Origin of the sequence: Arthrobacter globiformis, assembly GCF_046536215.2 — a bacterium.
Classification (GTDB): domain Bacteria; phylum Actinomycetota; class Actinomycetes; order Actinomycetales; family Micrococcaceae; genus Arthrobacter; species Arthrobacter globiformis_E.
In genome coordinates this window covers 4,345,123-4,363,115 of record NZ_CM143421.1, presented here as the reverse complement: position 1 = coordinate 4,363,115, position 17,993 = coordinate 4,345,123, and the positions used below count along the sequence as shown (strand labels likewise).

Here is a 17,993-nt window from a genome sequence, read left to right as displayed (position 1 = left end):
GGGTTAACCCTAACTTTTTGTTGCGGAAACCGCTGATTTGGAGCCGGAGGGGGCAAGGGCGGAGGAGTTGGAGGTGGCCGGGACCAGCAGTTCGAGCACGCGGATCACGCGGTCCTCGAAGCCCTTGGCCGACGGGTCGGTCAGGTTGGCCAGCAGCCGGACCACAAAACGCATGAGCACGGGAATGGGCATCCCGGTCCGCAGCGCGAGCTTCATGACGGCGGGCTTGCCGATCAGCGCCGCGAAGGCACGCCCCAGCGTGAAGTGGGATCCCCACTGTTCACGCACATAGTCCGCGTACCCCGCGAGCCGGGTGTCGGCGTCGGACGCGTTCCAGCCGCCGGAAGCGGAACGGGAGCTGGCATCAATGATGAATTCGGCCGCGAAGCGGGCGGATTCCATGGCGTAGGAGATGCCCTCGCCGTTGAACGGGGACACCATGCCGCCGGCGTCGCCGAGGAGCAGCAGGCCGGGTGAGTAGTGCGGGGTGCGGTTGAAGCCCATGGGCAGCGCGGCGCCGCGGATCCCGCCCACCTGGTTTTCAGGCGTGAAGCCCCACTCGGCGGGCATGCCGGCGGTCCATTCGCGGAGGACCTGCTTGTAGTCCAGCTTGCCGAACTCTTTCGAGGAGTTGAGGATGCCGAGACCCACGTTGGACGTGCCGTCGCCGACGCCGAACACCCAGCCGTAGCCGGGCAGCAGCTTGCCGTCGCGGCCGGGAAGTTCCAGCCAGCCTTCCATCCAGTCGTCGTCGTGCCGCGGGCTCTGGAAATAGGTGCGGACGGCGACGCCCAGGGGGCGGTCGTCACGCTTCTGGATGCCGAGGGAGACGGCGGTGCGGGTGGAGTTGCCGTCGGCGGCGAGGACGACGTCGGCACTGAAGTCGAGCGTCTCCCCCGTCTTCCGTCCGGACTCGTCAAGGATTGCCGCGCGCACGCCGGTCACCCGGCCGTCGTCGCCGCGCAGGGCCTCGGTGACGCTGTGGCGTTCCAGCACGGTGGCGCCGGCGGCCTCGGCGTGGCGGGCGAGTTCCTCGTCGAAGCCGAGCCGGGTGCGGATCAGTCCGTACTGCGGGAAGTCGGACACCTCCGGCCAGGGCAGTTCGAGGCTCCGGCCGCCGGCGAGCAGTCGCAGGCCCTTGTTCCGGCGCCAGCCGTCCTGTTCAGGGTGTGGCAGGCCGAGCTTCTGGATCTCGCGGACAGCGCGCGGGGTGAGTCCGTCACCGCACACTTTTTCGCGCGGGAAGCTGGTCTTTTCCAGGACCGTGACGTCGATGCCGGCTTTGGCGAGGTAATACGCGGCGGTGGATCCGGCGGGACCCGCGCCAACAATCAGTACTTTCACAGTGTCAGCGGGCAGTCCGCGGGAGGTTGCGGCGCAGCTTGGCCACCGGGCCGGTGTGGGCGGCGATGGCTTCCGCCGAGCCGTTGCCGGTGAGTGGCTTGTGGGCGCGGTGGACAGCCACGATGCCGCCGCTCAGGTTGCGGTAGGTGACGTCCTGCCAGCCGGACTCCTGCAGCCACGCGGCGAGGTGGTCCTGGTCCGGCCAGGCGCGGATGGACTCGGCGAGGTAGACGTAGGCGTCCGGGTTGGAGGAGACCTTGGTGGCGATGGCCGGCAGGGCGCGCATGAGGTACTCGGTGTACATGGTGCGCCACAGCGGAACGACGGGCTGGGAGAACTCGGCGATGACCAGCTTGCCGCCCGGCTTGGTCACGCGGAGCATCTCGGCCAGGGCCTTCTTTGGCTCGTTGACGTTGCGCAGGCCGAAGGAAATGGTGCTGGCGTCGAAGGTGTTGTCGGCGAAGGGCAGGTTGGTGGCGTCCCCGGCGATAAAGTCGATGTCGGGGCGGCGGCGCTTGCCCACCTTAAGCATGCCGAGGGAGAAGTCGCAGGCCACCACGTTTATGCCGGCATCGGCATATGGCTCGCTGGAGGTCCCCGTTCCGGCGGCCAGATCCAGCACCCGCTGGCCGGCCCGGACATCCATAGCATCGACCACAACCTTGCGCCAGCGGCGCGTCTGTCCCATCGAGAGGACATCGTTGACGACGTCGTATTTGGGTGCGACGTCGTCAAACATCGTGGCTACTTCGTCCGGACGCTTATCCAAGGATGCTCGGTTCACCATGTCATTGTCTCAAAAGTTCCGCAGGCTCCGTGACACGGCGGCCGCCGGGCGTGGTGGCCCGCCTGAACGGCCCCAACTTGCTGCGCGGAGTACTGTTGACCCATCATGACCAGCACGCTCCGCACCCTGACAGTCCCTTTGGATGGAGAATCGGCTCCCGAGGGGCTGCCGTCGTATCTGGTCCGCGACGACGTTCTGTGCTGGACCCGGCGCGAGGCCGGCCTGGTGGGCTTCGGCGAGGCCGCGCGCTTCACCGCCACGGGCCCCGAGCGGTTCCTCGAGGCGGACATCTGGTGGCGCCACCTGGTCATCGAGGCCGACATCACCGACCACGTGGAGTGCCCCGGCACCGGCCCGGTGGCGTTCGGGTCCTTCGCATTTTCCAAGGCTTCGGACCATGAGTCCCGGCTGATCGTGCCGGAGATCGTGGTGGGCGTCCGCGACGGCCGCGCCTGGCTCACCCAGATAACGGCCGACGACGGCGAGCTCACCGAGGCTGGTGCGTTCGCCGCCCTGAAGGGGTGGCTGGAGTCCGACCCGGCCGACGCCGTCGGCTCCCCTGCGAACGGCTCCCCTGCGAATGGTGGGCCGACGACGGGTCCGGCTGCCGCCGTCGTACTTTCGGACACTGGCACGCACCCGGACGCGGCCACGCTGAAAACCGGCTCCCTCAGTGAGGAGGACTGGATGGACGCTGTCACCGCCGGCGTCGCCGAGATCCGCACCGGGAAACTGGAGAAACTCGTCCTGGCGCGCGACATCGTGGCCACGGTTCCGGAGGGCGTGAACGCGGCCGAGGTGCTGCGCCAACTGGCGGGCCGGTACCGGGAATGCTGGACCTACGGCGTGGACGGCCTCGTGGGCGCGACGCCGGAAATGCTCATCCAGGTGGAGGGCCGCACCGCCCAGGCCCGCGTTCTGGCCGGAACACTGGACCGCCGGGACGCCGTGGGCGAAGCGGGGCTGCCGCTGGACTACGCCGAGCGGGTCCTGGCCGGGTCGGAGAAACAGCGCCACGAGCACGAGATCGCCATCCAATCGCTGACCACCCAGCTCGCGCCCTTCTCCGAGGCGATGAATGCCCACGACGAGCCGTTCATCCTGGAGTTGCCCAACGTGTGGCACCTGGCGTCCGACGTCAAGGCCGAGCTCACCGAGGTGGAGGGCCACGTCCCCACCTGCCTGGCGCTGATCAACGCGCTGCATCCCACCGCCGCCGTCTGCGGAACGCCCACGCAGGTGGCGGGGGCCCTGATCCGGAAGCTCGAGCATCTGGACCGGGGGCCGTACGCCGGCCCGGTGGGCTGGCTGGACGCCGCCGGCAATGGCGAGTGGGGCATCGCGCTGCGCGGCGCCGTCATCGAGTCGGCCACGACCGTCCGGCTATATGCCGGCTGCGGAATTGTCGAGGGTTCGCAGCCCGAGGCCGAGCTCGCGGAAACGTGGGCCAAGTTCCGCCCGATGCTGGAGTCGCTGGGGATCAGCAGCTGACCCAAGGCGGGTAGGATTGTCTCATATACCGGACACCCCTCCACGATAAACCCTTGCTTTCGGGCGCCAATCAGTTATCCAATAGTGAAACTAAGTTACCTGTGACGCACATCTCTCGATGAGCGCTACACTATAACCCGCTAGTTCCGCATCCCTCCCCGCAACAAAAGGTAAGAATATGCAGATCTCCCGTTCGCTCATGGGCAATTCAAAGCTCAAGGCAGCTACGGTTCTCGCCATCGGCGCGCTGGCGCTTTCAGCCTGCACCAACGCCTCGGAGTCCGCCGCCCCTGGCGGTGCAGCGTCGCCGTCGGGCAGTACCGCGGCCAGCTTCGACCCGTCGACCGTCCAGAAGGATGACGCACTGGCCGACTCGGTCCCCGCCGCGATTAAGTCCAAGGGCACTCTTACAGTCGGATCGGACACCAGCTACGCACCGGCCGAATTCATCGGGACAGACGGCCAGACGCCTGTGGGCTACGACGTCGACATCGCCAAGGCCATCGGCGCCACCCTCGGCCTGAAGGTACAGGTGCAGACGTCCGAATTCACCGGCATCCTGCCCGCGCTGGGCCCGAAGTACGACCTCGGAATCTCCTCCTTCACCATCAACAAGGAACGCCTCGGCGCGGTCAACATGGTCAGCTACTTCAACGCCGGTACCGCCTGGGCCGTGAAGAAGGGCAACCCGAAGGGATTCTCCCTTGACGACGTCTGCGGCAAATCCATCGGCGTCCAGACCGGCACCGTCCAGGAGGATCCCGATCTGTCCGGCCGCAACAAGAAGTGCACGGCTGACGGCAAGCAGCCCATCAACATCGTCACGCTGAAGAACCAGACCGATGTCACCACCCGCCTGGTCAACGGCAGCATCGATGCCATGGCAGCGGACTCCCCCATCATCGGCTATGCCCTGACGCAGACCAACGGCCAGCTGGAGAAGCTCGGCGACGTCTACGACTCAGCCCCGCAGGGAATCGCGGTTGCCAAGTCGGACAAGGCCCTGGCCGAGGTTATCCAGAAGACCCTCACCAAGCTCATGGCTGACGGCACGTACAAGAAGATCCTTGATGGCTGGGGCAATGGTGAAGGCGCCATCACCAAGTCCGAAGTCAACCCGGCGGCCAGCTCTTGAGCATTCCCGTCACCGACCACAAATCAGGTGCACAGATGGACGACCATCACAAAACCGCGCCCGTCCTGAACGATTCAGTACCGGTTCGGCACCCCGGCCGCTGGATCAGCGCCGTCGTCATCCTCGGTGTTCTGGCGGTGTTCGCGCAGAGCCTGGTGACCAACCCGAACTTCCGGTGGGACATCGTGGCCACCTACATCCTGGACGTCAAGGTGGTCCAGGGCGTGGGGTGGACGCTGTTGCTGACGGTGGCCTCGATGGTCCTTGCGATCGTCCTGGCCATCCTGCTGGCGTTCATGCGTCAATCCGATAACCCGGTGTTCCGCTGGTCCAGCTGGGCCTGGGTGTGGTTCTTCCGCGGCACCCCTGTGTACACGCAGTTGATCTTCTGGGGCCTGGTTTCGGTCCTCTACCCGAAGATTGCGGCCGGGGTTCCGTTCGGGCCGGAGCTGTTCAGCGTGGACACCAGCACGGTCATCAACCCCCTGATTGCTGCAATCCTGGGGCTTGGCCTGAATGAATCGGCATACCTTGCGGAGATCTTCCGTGCCGGCCTGAAGTCTGTGGACCGCGGCCAGATGGAAGCCGCTGAAGCGCTGGGGATGGCCAAGACCAAGATCATGTGGCGGATCATCCTCCCCCAGGCCATGCGCGTCATTGTCCCCCCAACAGGCAATGAAACCATCGGCATGCTGAAGACCACCTCGCTGGTTCTGGCGGTTCCGTTCACTCTGGACCTGACCTTCGCGACGAACAACCTGGCCAACCGGACGTATCTTCCGGTGCCGCTGCTGATCGTCGCGGCCATTTGGTACCTCGTCATCACCAGCCTGCTGATGGTGGGCCAGCACTACATCGAGGCCTACTACGGCAAGGGCGTGGACAACCGGGTACCCGCCGTCGTGAATCCTGCGGCAGCGAGGGCCGCCGCTGCCGGCGCGCCCAGCGCCGATGCGGAACCGGCCCTGAAGATGGACTTCCCCGAGGAGAGCGCAAAATGACGATCACCGCTCAAAAAACGCTGGTCCGGATCGAGGGCCTGCATAAGTACTACGGGCACCACCATGTTCTGCGCGGGATCGACCTGACCGTCAACCAGGGCGAGGTGGCCGTTGTCATCGGGCCGTCCGGTTCGGGCAAGTCCACCATGCTGCGCTGCGTGAACCTGCTGGAAAGCATCAGCGCCGGACGGATCTCCGTAGGCGACCAGCTGATCGGATACCGCGAGGTGAACGGACGGCTGCACGACCTCAAGACCAAGGAGATCGCCGCGCAGCGCCGCGAAATCGGCATGGTCTTCCAGCGGTTCAACCTGTTCCCGCACAAGACCGCCCTCATGAATGTCATGGAGGCCCCGGTCCAGGTGAAGCGCCAGCCGCGCGAGGCAGCCCGCAAGAAGGCCCTGGAACTGCTGGACCGGGTAGGGCTGGCAGACCGCGCAGACCACTATCCGTCGCAGCTTTCCGGCGGACAGCAGCAGCGCGTTGCCATCGCCCGGGCCCTCGCCATGGAGCCCGAGCTCATGCTCTTCGACGAGCCCACGTCTGCCCTGGACCCGGAGCTCGTGGGTGATGTCCTGAACGTGATGAAGGACCTTGCGAAGTCCGGCATGACCATGATCGTGGTGACCCACGAAATCGGTTTTGCCCGCGAAGTGGGTGACAGCCTGACGTTCATGGACGGCGGCGTTGTGGTGGAGACCGGTGATCCGCGCGAGATCATCGCCAACCCGCAGCATGCCCGCACCAAGGAGTTCCTGAGCCGGGTTCTCTAGTCCCACCTTCCTGCGACGCGCAATCGGTCCTGCGACGCGCAAATGCCCCGACGCTACTGGAATTCCCGTAGCGTCGGGGCATTTCCGCATCATCGGGAACTTTGAGCGTCGCCATGTGCAGCGACGTCACCGTGCGGACCGTGTACGACGGCGGGGCACGCCGGAGGCTGTCAGCTTCCGTTCCAGCCGTCCCGGCATCATCAGGTCGGCCCATACCCACCGGACCACGGTGCGGCCAGTAGCACGGATCCTGTCCTCCCGGTACTTCTCGTCCACCACTGCCTGCGACGGCGTCCGGCCCTTCAGGTATTCCGGCTTCAGGTACTTTTCCACGCCGTCGAATTCGCCCGCGATGCGGGCAGAATCCCAGTGGTAGTCCGAGTAGCCAATAAGCCCGCCCGCGTCCCGGATCTCGTGCTGCAGGGTCGGCGTCTCGAAGCCTGCCACATGTATGAGCGCCCGGCTGTAAGACTCCCCCGCCGAAGCGGACAGCGGATCGGCAAAGTCGATGGCCACGGTGATCCGCCGTGCTGCCGCGGCCGGGTAGTTGCCCTCGATTTCAGCGCGGAGTTGCTCCTTGGACAGTGGCGGCAGCTTCCTGGCAGCGTCAGGTCTAAGCACGTGATCCAGCGGAACGATGGCTTCGGCGAAGGGTGTGAACGCCGCAAGGTCCAGAACAGTGCGCACGCGGCCGGTCACCAACAGGCCGTCGTGACGGAACACTTTCACACTGGCCGCCTCCGCGTAGTGCCTGCGAACGCCCGCCCTGGACCGGCCGCCGCCGTTCTGAAACGTCAATGCCTGCACGGGATGGTGGTGGCCGACAGTCGGAATGCCCCAAACGCTTGCCGCCGAATGCCGCGCGAACACCGTCGGTGCGGTAAAGGTTTCGGCCGCCGCCTGTACCCGCAGCCGGTACTGGTCCCACGGCTGAAGGGAGCCCCACACTGCCCCGTCCACGTAAACGCCGTGCCGCAGCCGGATGAGTGCTCCTGTTGCACAGCGGCGCGCGAGCATCTTGGGCGTCAATCCCTGCTGAATATGCTCGCGGGCGAGCACGAGCCTTGGTAGTTCGGCCATGACTCGTACACTCGCAGGTCTTGGTACCACCCAAAAGACATGGATGGCGCCATGTGGATATCCAGCCGCCGGTCACCCGTCCGCACCTGACGATGCGGAGATCGCCCAGCGAAGCGCACATTCTCTGGCGCGCACGGAATTCCCGTCGCGGGAGGAAATTTCCGCGTCGCCGGGCAGGATCCGCGTCGCCGGGCAGGCTGCGCGTCGCAGGGCAGGATGCGCGTCGCAGGGGCTAGCCGGCGAGTACCCCGGCCACCGCAGAACCCACCGCCGCCTTGATCCTGCCGTGCAGGGCGCGGAGTTCGTGCCGGTCGGTGCGCACCTCGATGATGGTGCGCCCGGTGAACGGTGCGGCAAGCGCCTCGGCTAGACCCGCCGTCGTACTCACCGAGCAGTGTCCGACGCCGTACGCGGCGGCGAGTGCCCCAATGTCCACTGAGTGCGGGGTGCCGAAGAGGCGTTCGACGGCGTCCCCATAGCCGCCTGCCTCGGCGACCGCGCCGTGTTCCAGCAGGCTGAAGATGGCGCCGCCGGCGTCGTTGAGGACGACGATGCGCAGCTGCGGCTGCTCCTCGCCGGCACCGAGGAAGAGGCCGCCGGCGTCGTGCAGGAAGGTGACATCGCCGAGCAGCAGGGTGGTTTCCTGGTGGCCGCCGAGGGCGATGCCGGTGGCGGTGGAAATGGTGCCGTCAATCCCGGCAAGGCCCCGGCTGGCGAAGACCGTGGCGGCTGGCTCCGGTGCGGGCTGGCCGGCGAGGTCGACGTCGCGGATGCCGTTGGATGAACCGAGGACCAACTGGCCGCGTGCGTGCTGCCAGACCAGGGCGCCGACGGCCGGACCGGTGGCGGCCTCTGAAGTGGCGAGTATGCCGTCCACGGCATGCTGGGCCGCGGCGCCCGCGAGCAGCCACGCGTCGAGCCAGGCGGAGGAGCCCCGGCCGGCGAACTCCGCGAGCTCTGCCAGGCTAACGATGGGCGTTTCCCGGCGCCGGCCAGGCTCGTACCAGGCCACCGGCACGGGTTCATAGAGGGCAGCCGGGATGTCCGTCCGGGCCAGCAGCGCCGACACCGGCCGGGACAGCGTGGGGCGGCCGAACACCACGGCACGCTCGATGGGCAGCGCCGAGTCCGGCCCAAAGTGCTCCAGCAGCAGGCGGTACGGTCCCACCGCGTTGGTCCCGAAGCGGGAGTTGGACGACGGCTCTGCCAGCAGCGGCAGTCCATGGGCGCGGGCGAAAGCCTCGGCGACCGGGCCGGCGTCGTGCCCCGCAAGAACCACGGTGCGCCGTTCGGGAAGGCTGTCCGGGGCAGGATCGAGGCTCATGGTGAGCGGCTCGGTGCCAATCCGGAAGGTCCCGTGGCCGCGTTCATCAGGCAGCCGCTCCCCCGCCTCGGGCACGAGCGGGTCGCGGAAGGCGAGGTTGAGCTGGACAGGCCCCGGAGGCGTGTCCTCGAAGGCTCCGGTGGCGGCGGCGAGCGACGTTTCCACCGCGCGCTGCGGGCTCTCCCCGGCGGGAACGTCGACGGCGAAGCGGACGTGCTCGCCGAACAGGTCCAGCTGGATGGTGGTCTGGTTCGCGCCGGTTCCGCGCAGTTCCTCGGGCCGGTCCGCCGAAACCACCACCAGCGGGACGGCAGCATGGTTGGCCTCCATTACCGCCGGGAGGAGATTCCCGACGGCGGTCCCCGACGTCGTCAGCACGGCCACCGGCGCGCCCGTGGCCAGGGCCAGGCCAAGTGCCGTGAACCCGGCCGAGCGCTCGTCGATCCGGACCAGCAGCTCGACCTTCCCGGCCGCCGAAGCCTCGGCCAGGGCGTAGGCCATGGGGGCGGAGCGCGAGCCCGGGGCCACCACGACGTACCGGACGCCGCCGCCGAGCAGCGATGCGACGGCAATCCGTGCGGACGCAAGTGAGCCCAGCGACGGCTTGGCGGGGTCGGCGTCGGCAGGGGTGCCAGTCAAAGAGGCGGAAGGTTCGGCGGGTTCGGAGGAAGTCACCGAACCAGTCTGCCACCAACGCCAGTGCTGGCTCACTTCGTGCCACGCGGGCCAGCGCCGCAGCCATCTCACACGAGTTAGGTAAACTACAGCACAACAGAGATTTTTCACCGCGAGGATCAGCCCATGAACCGCAAGGCCACCGCACTGGACGTCGCCAAGCTGGCGGGTGTCTCCCGAAGCGCCGTGTCGCTCGTGCTGAACGGGCGGGGTGACGGCAATGTCGCCGTCGAAAGCCAGCAGCGCATCCGGGAGGCCGCCGCGGCGCTCAACTACTCCCCCAACAAGATTGCATTGAGCCTGCGGAACCAGCAGTCGCGGATCATCGGAATCGTGTCGGACCAGGTGGTCACCAGCCCCTTCGACGGCAACATCATCGCCGGGGCCGACGCCGTTGCCCGGTCGCACGGGTTTGTCACCGTGGTGATGGATACGGAATTGGACGAATCCCGGGACGAGAGCGCCGTCGAAACCCTGCTCGACCGGCAGGTGGACGGCCTGATGTATGTCACCGTAGGTCTGCGTCCTTTGCACGTGCCGCCCAACATGGCCCGCGTCCCGTCGATCCTGGCCAACTGCTTCGATGACCGCCCCGATTCACGCCTCCCCGCCGTCATCCCGGACGAGGTCAGGGGCGGCCGGGAAGCCGCCGAGCATGTCATGTCACTCGGCCACCGGGATATCGCGTTCCTCGCCGGTGACTCGCTGACGCCCGCCGCCCCCCGCCGCATCGAGGGTTACCGCGAGGCTTTTGGCGCGGCAGGCATGCCGGTGAACGAGGACCGGATCCTGCAGGTGGGCTGGGACATCGACACCGGATTCCACGGCGCCATGAAATTCCTCGACGGCGTCGAGCCCGCCGTGCGGCCCACCGCGATCCTGTGCGCCAACGACCGCCTCGCCATCGGCGTCGTCCTCGCCTGCTACCGGCTCGGCCTGAATGTCCCGCAGGATGTGTCCGTCATGGGCTACGACGACGAGTTCCGTGTGGCCCAAACCATGGTCCCGGCCCTCACCACCATGGCCCTCCCGCTCCGGGAGATGGGCGCCGCCGCCATGACAGCGCTGCTCGCCGAGGTGGAAGCGGCGCCGGGCAAAACGGACGACGGCGGCAAGGCCGCTGACGCTGCGGCGGCCAGTACCAGCGCAGAGGCCACCGTTCCCTGCCGGCTGGTGATCCGGGATTCCACCGGCGCCGTCCCGGCCGGGCGTTGATTCCCGGCCGGGCGTTGATTCCCGGCCGGGCGCTCATTCCCGGCCGGGCATAAGTCCGGGCTGTCTGCGTCCGGGCAGCCGTCAGCCTTGGACCGTCGGCTGCTCCAGTCCCCAGACATCCGCCGCCGCGCCTTCAGGAAGGTGGAGCTCCCACTCCTCCCCCGCCGCAGGGTAGGCGCGCAGGGTGGTGGCCACGGAACCTGACCGGTAAACCTCCACCAGCGAGGCATCCACGAAGATCCGCAGCTCCTCCCCCGGTTCAACCGCCCCACGGAACACCGTCTGGCGGCTGCCGTTCCCCACCAGCAGCAGTTCGACGGCGGTGTCCCCGCCGGACGCTCCAGCCGTCACCACAGCTTCGGCGAAGGGGGGCAACACAACCGTGCCCCGTGCCGCGCTGGCGACCGGCGCGCCGCGGTAGGCTGCGATCTCAGGTGCGGGAGTGATGGCCAGCGCGCCTTCCACCACCGACAATTCACGCGGGAAAGTCAGGACGCCGGCCCAGCCGGCAGCGTCGATTTCCTCCTGGCTGCGCCCCCGGCGTCCGTCGCGCCCCGGGCCTTCGTTGGCCCAGCCCCAGAGCAGTGCCCGGTCCTCCAGGGCCACAATCTGCGGCGCATAGAAGTCGCGGCCAAGATCGGACTTCCCGCCGCTGCGGGGCGTGAACACCGGCAGCCCGGTGCCCGGATCTTCGGTCAGCGAGCCGAGCAGGTGGCCCACCCCGTTGGCGTGCTCATGCGCGTCCCCGGAGAGCCAGAGCGAGAACATCATCAGCCAAGTCCCGGAATCAGAGGAGGCAGAGGGGGAACCCTCGGCGGAGGCCCCATCCGGCACCTGCACCAGCTGCGGGCACTCCCAGATCTCGGCGGGCGTGGATTCGGCGGCCACCGGGTTTTCCGAGGTCAGCCAGATGCCCTGGTACTTCCAGTCGGACATGTCCTCCACCGTGTACAGCAGCAATGCGGCGTGGCCGTTGGCGAGGCCGGCGCCCTGCATCGCGTACCGCTTGCCGTTGAACCGGAAGATGAAGGGGTCGCGCACCGCGGTGACCTGGCCGCCTGGCATGGAGGCCGCCACATGGCCGGTCTGTTCCCAGCTGACCAGATCCTCCGAGCCGCGGGCGATCACCACCTGGGAGTGCCCCCCGTCCCCGCGGACGCCGGAATAAGCCGCGGTGGGAACACCGCCGTCGTCCGTTACAACACCGGTCCAGCAGCCGTACTCGTCCGGACCGCCGGGCTGGGGCCGCAGCGCCACCGGGTGCTCCTCCCAGCGCACCAGGTCGGCGGAGCTCACGTGGCCCCAGGCGATCATGTGGTGCCGGGCCGAGTCCGGGTTGTACTGGAAGAACACGTGGTAGCGGCCATTGATGTGGCTGATGCCGTTGGGGTCGTTGATCCAGCCCTGCGCCGGGCGGGGGTGGAACCGCGGGAAGGCGGGATCGGTGTGGGCGGCGGCCACGTCTTCGAAGCGGACGGCAGCGAGGTCCGGGGATGGCATGGTGGGCCTTTCGGTGAGTAGGTTATTTTCCGGTGCCGGCCGTGAGGCCGTCCTGGAGGGCGCGCTGGCCGAACATGAAGACCACCAGCGCCGGGATCATGGACAGGACCACGCCTGCCAGCACCACGGAGATGCTGCCGGTGCCAAGGTTGCCCTGGAGCGACACGAGCCCCAGCGGCAGGGTGAAGTTCTGCTCGGAAATCGTGAGGATGAGCGGGCGGAAGAATTCGTTCCAGTGGTAGTTGAACGCGAGGATTCCGACGATCGCCATGCCGGGCATGGCCAGCGGCGCGTAGATGGAACGGAACGTCCGCCACGGGGAGGCGCCGTCGATCGAGGCGGCTTCCGCCAGCTCGGCCGGGAGCCCCATGAAGTACTGGCGCATGAGGAAGGTGCCGAACGCCGTCGGAATGGCGGGCAGGATCAGCGCCAGCAGCGTGTCCGAGAGGCCCATGCCGCGGATCAGCATGAAGACCGGAACGATCGTGACCTGCACGGGCACCATCATCGTAGCCAGCACGATCGAGAACAGCGCTCCGCGGCCGCGGAACTTCAGGTGCGCGAACGCGTAGCCCGCCAAAGCTGCGGAGATCATCTGGCCCACCGCGATCAGCCCGGTCACCAGGGCGCTGTTGAGCACCAGCAGGAAGATATTCAGTTGCTGGAATACTTCACTGTAGGACGTGAAGTCGGGGTTCCAGGGAATGAACGACGGCGGCAGCTTGAAGGATTCCGACGGCGACCGCAGTGACGTGGACAGGGTCCAGAGCACAGGGCCCAGCGTGAGCGCTGCCGCAATCAGCAGCAGGACGATGCGCAGCGCGAAGTTCCAGCTGAACCTGCGCCGGCTGGCCGGCGTTCCGGGGAGGCCCTGCGACAGCTTCGGGGAATGCCCGGGGGCCAGGACGTGGTCTGTTGAGGTTGTCATGGCTGGCCTTACTGGTAGAAGACGAATCGTTTGCTGAGCCGGAACTGCGCGGCTGTGATGGCCATGATGATCAGGGTGAGCAGCACGCCGATGGCGGATGCCTGGCCGAATTCGAGGCGCTGGAATGCCGATTCGAAGATCACCATGACGGCGGTGCGGGTGGAATCGCCGGGGCCGCCGCGGGTCAGCACGTACGGCTGGTCGAACACCTGCAGGGCGTTGATGATGGCCATCACCGAAGCCACCAGCGTGGTGGGGCTCAGCAGGGGAAGCGTGACGTGCAGGTGCTTGCGCCAGCCGGTGGCGCCGTCAATCGATGCCGCCTCGTAGGTCTCCACCGGAATGGAGGCCAGGCCGCCGATGAACAGCAGGAAGGAGAACCCGAAGTTCTGCCACACGTACACCAGGACCACGACGGCGGCGGACCCTCCCGGTGTGGTCAGCCACGGCACCGCGGGAATCCCCACGAGCGACAGGAACCAGTTGACCACGCCGAACTGTTCGTTGAAGAGGTACCGCATGAAGATGGAGACGGAGGCCGCTGACAGGATGAGGGGGAAGAAGAAGGCCGAGCGAAAAAACACCCGCAGCCAGGCCGGCATCTTCTCCTGCACCATGACCGCCAGTGCCAGGGCGAGTCCCAACTGGAGGGCCACGGCCACCACAACGAAAACAATGGTGTTCAGGAAGGACACCCGGACTGTGGGGTCCTGGACCACCTCCGAGAAGTTGTCGAAGCCCACGAACGACGGCGCCGAGATGATGTCCCACCGAAAGAACGCCAGCACCACGGAGGCCACGATCGGGACCAGGGTGAACAGTCCCATGCCGAGGATGGTGGGTGCCAGGAAGATCCATGGCAGCCAGCGCTGCCTCAGCCTGCCGGTGGGCGCGCTTGCCGACAGGGCGGGTGCGGCGCCTGGCCGCCCCCGCCGGGCTGCCTGGTTCGGCCGCTGCCGCGGCGGTGTGGTGGTGCTCATGACTGCCTCCTCAGGGCCAGTTCAAGGTCGCGCTGCATGGAGCTGAGGGCCTGTTTCAGCTGCTGCTCGTCGCCGCTGACGGCAAGCGAGACGTTCTTCATCAGGGCCGTTTCGACGGCGGCCTGCTGCGGCGGTGCGGGGATGGGGCCGGTGGTGGGGAACCTGTCCAGGGTGTCGTAGAAGACCTTCCAGTGGGCCGGTCCCTTGCCGGCGTAGAGCCGTTCGTTGACCATGGAACGCCGGGCCGGCGTCGTAATGGGGTTGGGGAAGATCAGCTCCATCGCCTCGCGGCTGGCACTGAACTTGATCCATTCCCAGGCCGCGTCCTTGTCCTTGGCGGTCTTCATGATCGCGTAGCCCGCCGTCCCGAACTGGTGGCGCTGTGTCTTCCAGCGCGGGAAGAACTGGACGTCGAAGTCGTTGGCGCCCATGCCGGCCTCGTGCAGGCCCTGCACCCAGTAGCCGCCGGCCGGGGTGGTGCCGATCCGGTTGGAGGCGAACAGGCCGACGAGGGAACTGCCGCCGCCTTCCTCCGGCCGGACCCCGAGCCCGTCCTTGACCAGCCCGCGAAGGTAGTCGAAGGACTCAAAGACGCGGTCGTCGTCGGCGTTGGGCTCCAGCCACTGGTACCCGCCCGAACGGAGGCTGCGGGAGGGGTCCTTGGCGTAGAAGCCGTCCCAGAGCCATTCCCCGCCGGTGGAGCGGGTCTCCTTCAGGAAGCTGGTGTCGTTGGCGTAGAGCCACGGAACCACGCCGCCGAAGAGCCGGTTGGTCCAGTAGTAAGGAGTGAAGTCCGAGGTGCGCGCCTTCCGCATGGCGGCGAGGCTGTTGCGGAAGTCCATCTGGGTCCAGTCGTCCGCGGGGCGTTCCAGCCCCGCCTGGGCGAACGCGGTGGTGTTGTAGTACATGTTGGCCGCGTTCCAGTCCATGGGGAGCTGGTACAGACTGCCCTTGTACATGAAGGCCTCGACCAGACTGGGGTGGACGTCGTCGAAGAACTCCCGCATGTCCGCGGCGTCGCGGCGCACAAACTCGTCCAGCGGAAAGGCGAGCTTCTCGGCGAACAGCTGCGCTCCCTCGGTGGCCACGTAGACCACGTCCGGCGGTGTGCCCGCTGCCACCATGGTGAGGATCTTGGTGAAGAAGTCCTTCCAGTCCACGGCCTGGATGGCCTGGACCTTGACCCTGATCTCGGGGTGAAGCCGGGTAAAGGCGTCGATGGCGCGCTGCCGGGCAGCTGCGTCCGCGGCGGTGCCCATGATGGCGATGCTGAGGCTGTTGTCCCCGCGGCCCGGAATATCTGTCCCCGTGAGCCGCGGCCACGATGCCACTGTCGCTCCGATGATTCCCGCGCCGAGGGCACCAAGGGCTGTTCGTCGGGTGATTTCCCGCAGGTGCCCGTTTGTGGCTCCGGTCATGTCAATTCCCTTCCTAACACGTGTTAGGAACTGTAGGTGATCGACCTAACACGTGTCAAGCGTCACAAATCGGCCCTCACCGCGCCCCAGCCAAACGCCCCATCACTTCCTGCCGCTTAAAGCCCAACGCCCCATCACCTCCTGCCGCTTAAAGCCAAACGCCCTCTCACTTTCCCGAGGAAAGTGAGAGGGCGTTGGCAGGAAACCCGCAGGATCTGAGAGAGCGTCCTGCCGAGAAGCCCTAGGCGTCGGTGGGGAACACCTGGACCACGGCCGGGCGGGGAGCCCGGACCTGGCCGGGGCGGGGCGTTGCGCCGGCGGCTACGTAGTCCGGGAAGTAGGAGTGCGGCGCCTCGAAGGTGCCCTCCTCGCCGGGGTGCTGCACGGAGACGAAAACGCTGCGCTCGGTGTCGTGGACGATCGGTCCGCAGGTTTCGGCGTCGCGGGGCACGGCGAGGAACTGCTCCACGCGGCCGCGTTCGGGGCCAGCGAGGGTGACCTTGAACAGGCCGTCGGCCTTGCCGATACCGGACGGGGCGCCGTCGGTGGAGATCCAGAGGTTGCCCACGGAGTCGAAGGCCAGGTTGTCCGGGCAGGAAATCGGCGAGACCTTGTCGGCCGGGAAGCCGGAGAAGTACGTAACGTCGCCGGTGGCGGGATCACCGCAGACCATCAGCAGGTTCCAGGTGAACCTGGTGGAGGTCTGGTCGCCGGTCTCGGAGATTTCCACGATGTGGCCGTCGCGGTTTTCGTTGCGCGGGTTGACCTCGGTGGCGCCTTCCTTGCCAGGCTTGCCGCGGTCCGAGTTGTTGGTGCACGCGACGTAGACCTTGCCGGTGTGCAGGCTCGGCTGGACGTCCTCGCAGCGGTCCATCTTTGTGGGGCCCACCTTGTCGGCGGCCAGCCGCGTGTACACGAGCACTTCCTCGAGGGACATGCCGGCAACCATGGACTTGCCGCCGACCACCAGGGGCAGCCATTCGCCGGTTCCGTCGAAGGAGCCGTCGGACGGGACGGAGCCCTTGCCGTCGATCTCCGCCGCCGGGGCGTTGCCGGTGAACTTGGCAACGTACAGGTCGCCCTCGGAGAGGAGCGTCATGTTGTGCTTGCGGTCGCCCTCGCGGTATTTGGCCTTGGAGACGAACTTGTAGAGGTAGTCGAAGCGCTCGTCGTCGCCGGAGTAGGCAACCACGTGGCCGGACTTGGCCACGATCACGTTGGCGCCCTCGTGCTTGAAGCGGCCCAGGGAAGAGTGTTTCTTCGGCGTGGAGGTCGGGTCGAACGGGTCCACCTCAACGATCCAGCCGAAGCGGTTGGTTTCGTTTTCGTAGCCGGCGTTGTTGGCGTTGAAGCGGGGATCGTCCAGCTCCCACCGCCGCGCGGTGGCCTTGTTGGTCAGGCCGTAGCGCTTGTCCGAGGCGGACGTGCCCGGGGCCACGAAGTAGCCGTTGAAGTTTTCCTCGCCCGAGAGGATGGTGCCCCACGGGGTGGTCCCGCCGGAGCAGTTGCCCAGCGTGCCGTTGATCCAGCGGCCTTCGGGGTCGGCCACGGTCTTGACCAGGTCCGAGCCCGCGACCGGTCCGGTCAGCTCGTAGCGGGTGCTGTTCAGGTAACGGCGGTTCAGCGGGGCGCCCTGGACGTAGGTCCACGGCTTGTTCTTGTTCTTGCGCTCCAGCTCGACGACGGTCAGGCCGTGGGCAGCCGCACCCACCGCGCGCATCTGCTCGGCCGGCATGCTGGCCGGGAACATGATGTTCTCGTTGGTGTATTCGTGGTTCGCGAACAGCAGCGCGCGGCGGCCCTTGCTGCCGGGGATCTCGAGGATGTCCGAGTAGTCGTTGTTGTAGCCGAACTGGCGCTCCTGCGCTGCGGCAGTCTGGTTGCCCAGCTCGAACGCCGGGGCGTCCTTGAAGATCGGGTCGCCCCACCGGATCACCGGCTGCCAGGTGAAGCCGGCCGGCACCGTCAGGGCGTCGACGTCGGACGCCACCGGGGGGATGGCGGTGAACTGCAGCTTGGACGCACCCGGGCCAAAACCGTTCTTCGCGGCGGCAGAAAGTCCCGTTCCGCCGTCGGCAACGGCCTTCTCGCCGGACGTTACGGCACCGCCGAGTACGACGGCGAGGGCACCGGCGGCGCCAAAGCCCAGGGCGGCGCGGCGAGACAGAGTTGTGGAGGCAATGTCGCGGAAGTAGCTGTTCGAGCTCGTGTTGCAGACGTCGCCCGCGCAGGCGTTGTCGCACTTGAGGGCACAGGTGATGGGGCTGCGCTTGCCTTTGGTGTGCCCGAGCATGGGTAGCAGGGCGAACTTGCGTCCGGAGATTTCAGACATGGGAGAGAGA

The 17,993-nt window shown here is 67.1% G+C and carries 14 protein-coding genes; 5 read left to right on the top strand and 9 right to left on the bottom strand.

The window, feature by feature from the left end; genetic code table 11:
* Positions 1 to 9 precede the first annotated feature (9 nt).
* Entirely contained in the window at positions 10 to 1,344 is a 1,335-nt protein-coding gene (locus R5O87_RS19775) for a geranylgeranyl reductase family protein (RefSeq protein ID WP_410556581.1), read from the bottom strand.
* A 4-nt stretch (positions 1,345 to 1,348) separates the two neighbouring features.
* Positions 1,349 to 2,128 carry a demethylmenaquinone methyltransferase gene (locus R5O87_RS19770; RefSeq protein WP_410556695.1) on the bottom strand — a complete coding sequence of 260 codons (780 nt, stop codon included), beginning with the start codon at positions 2,126 to 2,128 and terminating at the stop codon, positions 1,349 to 1,351.
* A 108-nt stretch (positions 2,129 to 2,236) separates the two neighbouring features.
* On the opposite strand from R5O87_RS19770, the gene R5O87_RS19765 reads away from it, so the two are divergent.
* From R5O87_RS19765 to R5O87_RS19750, 4 genes are all read left to right on the top strand, one after another.
* Entirely contained in the window at positions 2,237 to 3,622 is a 1,386-nt protein-coding gene (locus R5O87_RS19765; RefSeq protein ID WP_410556582.1) for an isochorismate synthase, read from the top strand.
* Positions 3,623 to 3,800: 178 nt separating this feature from the next.
* Positions 3,801 to 4,757 (top strand): ABC transporter substrate-binding protein, encoded by a 957-nt coding sequence (locus R5O87_RS19760; RefSeq protein ID WP_410556583.1) that lies wholly within the window; start codon positions 3,801 to 3,803, stop codon positions 4,755 to 4,757.
* 35 nt (positions 4,758 to 4,792) lie between these two features.
* Positions 4,793 to 5,758 carry an amino acid ABC transporter permease gene (locus R5O87_RS19755; RefSeq protein ID WP_410556584.1) on the top strand — a complete coding sequence of 322 codons (966 nt, stop codon included), beginning with the start codon at positions 4,793 to 4,795 and terminating at the stop codon, positions 5,756 to 5,758.
* Entirely contained in the window at positions 5,755 to 6,531 is a 777-nt protein-coding gene (locus tag R5O87_RS19750; RefSeq protein ID WP_377949177.1) for an amino acid ABC transporter ATP-binding protein, read from the top strand. Before R5O87_RS19755 ends, R5O87_RS19750 begins: the two co-directional genes overlap by 4 nt.
* Positions 6,532 to 6,657: 126 nt before the next feature.
* Here the strand turns inward: R5O87_RS19750 and R5O87_RS19745 are convergent, their stop codons facing one another.
* On the bottom strand, positions 6,658 to 7,611 hold the full coding sequence (locus R5O87_RS19745) for a hypothetical protein (protein WP_410556585.1): 954 nt from the start codon (positions 7,609 to 7,611) through the stop codon (positions 6,658 to 6,660).
* A 232-nt stretch (positions 7,612 to 7,843) separates the two neighbouring features.
* Positions 7,844 to 9,610, bottom strand: a complete 1,767-nt coding sequence (gene menD / locus R5O87_RS19740) for a 2-succinyl-5-enolpyruvyl-6-hydroxy-3-cyclohexene-1-carboxylic-acid synthase (protein ID WP_410556586.1) — start codon at positions 9,608 to 9,610, stop codon at positions 7,844 to 7,846.
* A 126-nt stretch (positions 9,611 to 9,736) separates the two neighbouring features.
* On the opposite strand from menD, the gene R5O87_RS19735 reads away from it, so the two are divergent.
* Positions 9,737 to 10,825, top strand: coding sequence for a LacI family DNA-binding transcriptional regulator (locus R5O87_RS19735; protein ID WP_410556587.1), 1,089 nt, complete (start codon positions 9,737 to 9,739; stop codon positions 10,823 to 10,825).
* A gap of 81 nt (positions 10,826 to 10,906) precedes the next feature.
* Here the strand turns inward: R5O87_RS19735 and R5O87_RS19730 are convergent, their stop codons facing one another.
* From R5O87_RS19730 to R5O87_RS19710, 5 genes are all read right to left on the bottom strand, one after another.
* Positions 10,907 to 12,325, bottom strand: a complete 1,419-nt coding sequence (locus R5O87_RS19730) for a glycoside hydrolase family 32 protein (RefSeq protein ID WP_410556588.1) — start codon at positions 12,323 to 12,325, stop codon at positions 10,907 to 10,909.
* 22 nt (positions 12,326 to 12,347) lie between these two features.
* Complete coding sequence (locus R5O87_RS19725; RefSeq protein WP_410556589.1) at positions 12,348 to 13,253, bottom strand: carbohydrate ABC transporter permease; 906 nt, start codon at positions 13,251 to 13,253, stop codon at positions 12,348 to 12,350.
* Positions 13,254 to 13,261: 8 nt separating this feature from the next.
* A complete protein-coding gene (locus R5O87_RS19720; RefSeq protein ID WP_410556590.1) occupies positions 13,262 to 14,233 on the bottom strand; it encodes a carbohydrate ABC transporter permease in 972 nt (323 codons plus the stop codon).
* Complete coding sequence (locus R5O87_RS19715; protein ID WP_410556592.1) at positions 14,230 to 15,651, bottom strand: extracellular solute-binding protein; 1,422 nt, start codon at positions 15,649 to 15,651, stop codon at positions 14,230 to 14,232. The genes R5O87_RS19720 and R5O87_RS19715 overlap by 4 nt, the downstream gene beginning before the upstream one ends.
* 241 nt (positions 15,652 to 15,892) lie before the next feature.
* On the bottom strand, positions 15,893 to 17,983 hold the full coding sequence (locus tag R5O87_RS19710) for a PhoX family protein (protein WP_410556593.1): 2,091 nt from the start codon (positions 17,981 to 17,983) through the stop codon (positions 15,893 to 15,895).
* Positions 17,984 to 17,993: the final 10 nt, after the last annotated feature.

What these genes read in the sequence shown, in the direction of transcription:
- R5O87_RS19765 (WP_410556582.1), top strand. Translation starts at nt 2,237, where the DNA reads ATGACCAGCACGCTCCGCACCCTGACAGTCCCTTTGGATGGAGAATCG.
- R5O87_RS19760 (WP_410556583.1), top strand. Translation starts at nt 3,801, where the DNA reads ATGCAGATCTCCCGTTCGCTCATGGGCAATTCAAAGCTCAAGGCAGCT.
- R5O87_RS19755 (WP_410556584.1), top strand. Translation starts at nt 4,793, where the DNA reads ATGGACGACCATCACAAAACCGCGCCCGTCCTGAACGATTCAGTACCG.
- R5O87_RS19750 (WP_377949177.1), top strand. Translation starts at nt 5,755, where the DNA reads ATGACGATCACCGCTCAAAAAACGCTGGTCCGGATCGAGGGCCTGCAT.
- R5O87_RS19745 (WP_410556585.1), bottom strand. Translation starts at nt 7,611, where the DNA reads ATGGCCGAACTACCAAGGCTCGTGCTCGCCCGCGAGCATATTCAGCAG.
- R5O87_RS19735 (WP_410556587.1), top strand. Translation starts at nt 9,737, where the DNA reads ATGAACCGCAAGGCCACCGCACTGGACGTCGCCAAGCTGGCGGGTGTC.
- R5O87_RS19730 (WP_410556588.1), bottom strand. Translation starts at nt 12,325, where the DNA reads ATGCCATCCCCGGACCTCGCTGCCGTCCGCTTCGAAGACGTGGCCGCC.
- R5O87_RS19725 (WP_410556589.1), bottom strand. Translation starts at nt 13,253, where the DNA reads ATGACAACCTCAACAGACCACGTCCTGGCCCCCGGGCATTCCCCGAAG.
- R5O87_RS19720 (WP_410556590.1), bottom strand. Translation starts at nt 14,233, where the DNA reads ATGAGCACCACCACACCGCCGCGGCAGCGGCCGAACCAGGCAGCCCGG.
- R5O87_RS19715 (WP_410556592.1), bottom strand. Translation starts at nt 15,651, where the DNA reads ATGACCGGAGCCACAAACGGGCACCTGCGGGAAATCACCCGACGAACA.
- R5O87_RS19710 (WP_410556593.1), bottom strand. Translation starts at nt 17,983, where the DNA reads ATGTCTGAAATCTCCGGACGCAAGTTCGCCCTGCTACCCATGCTCGGG.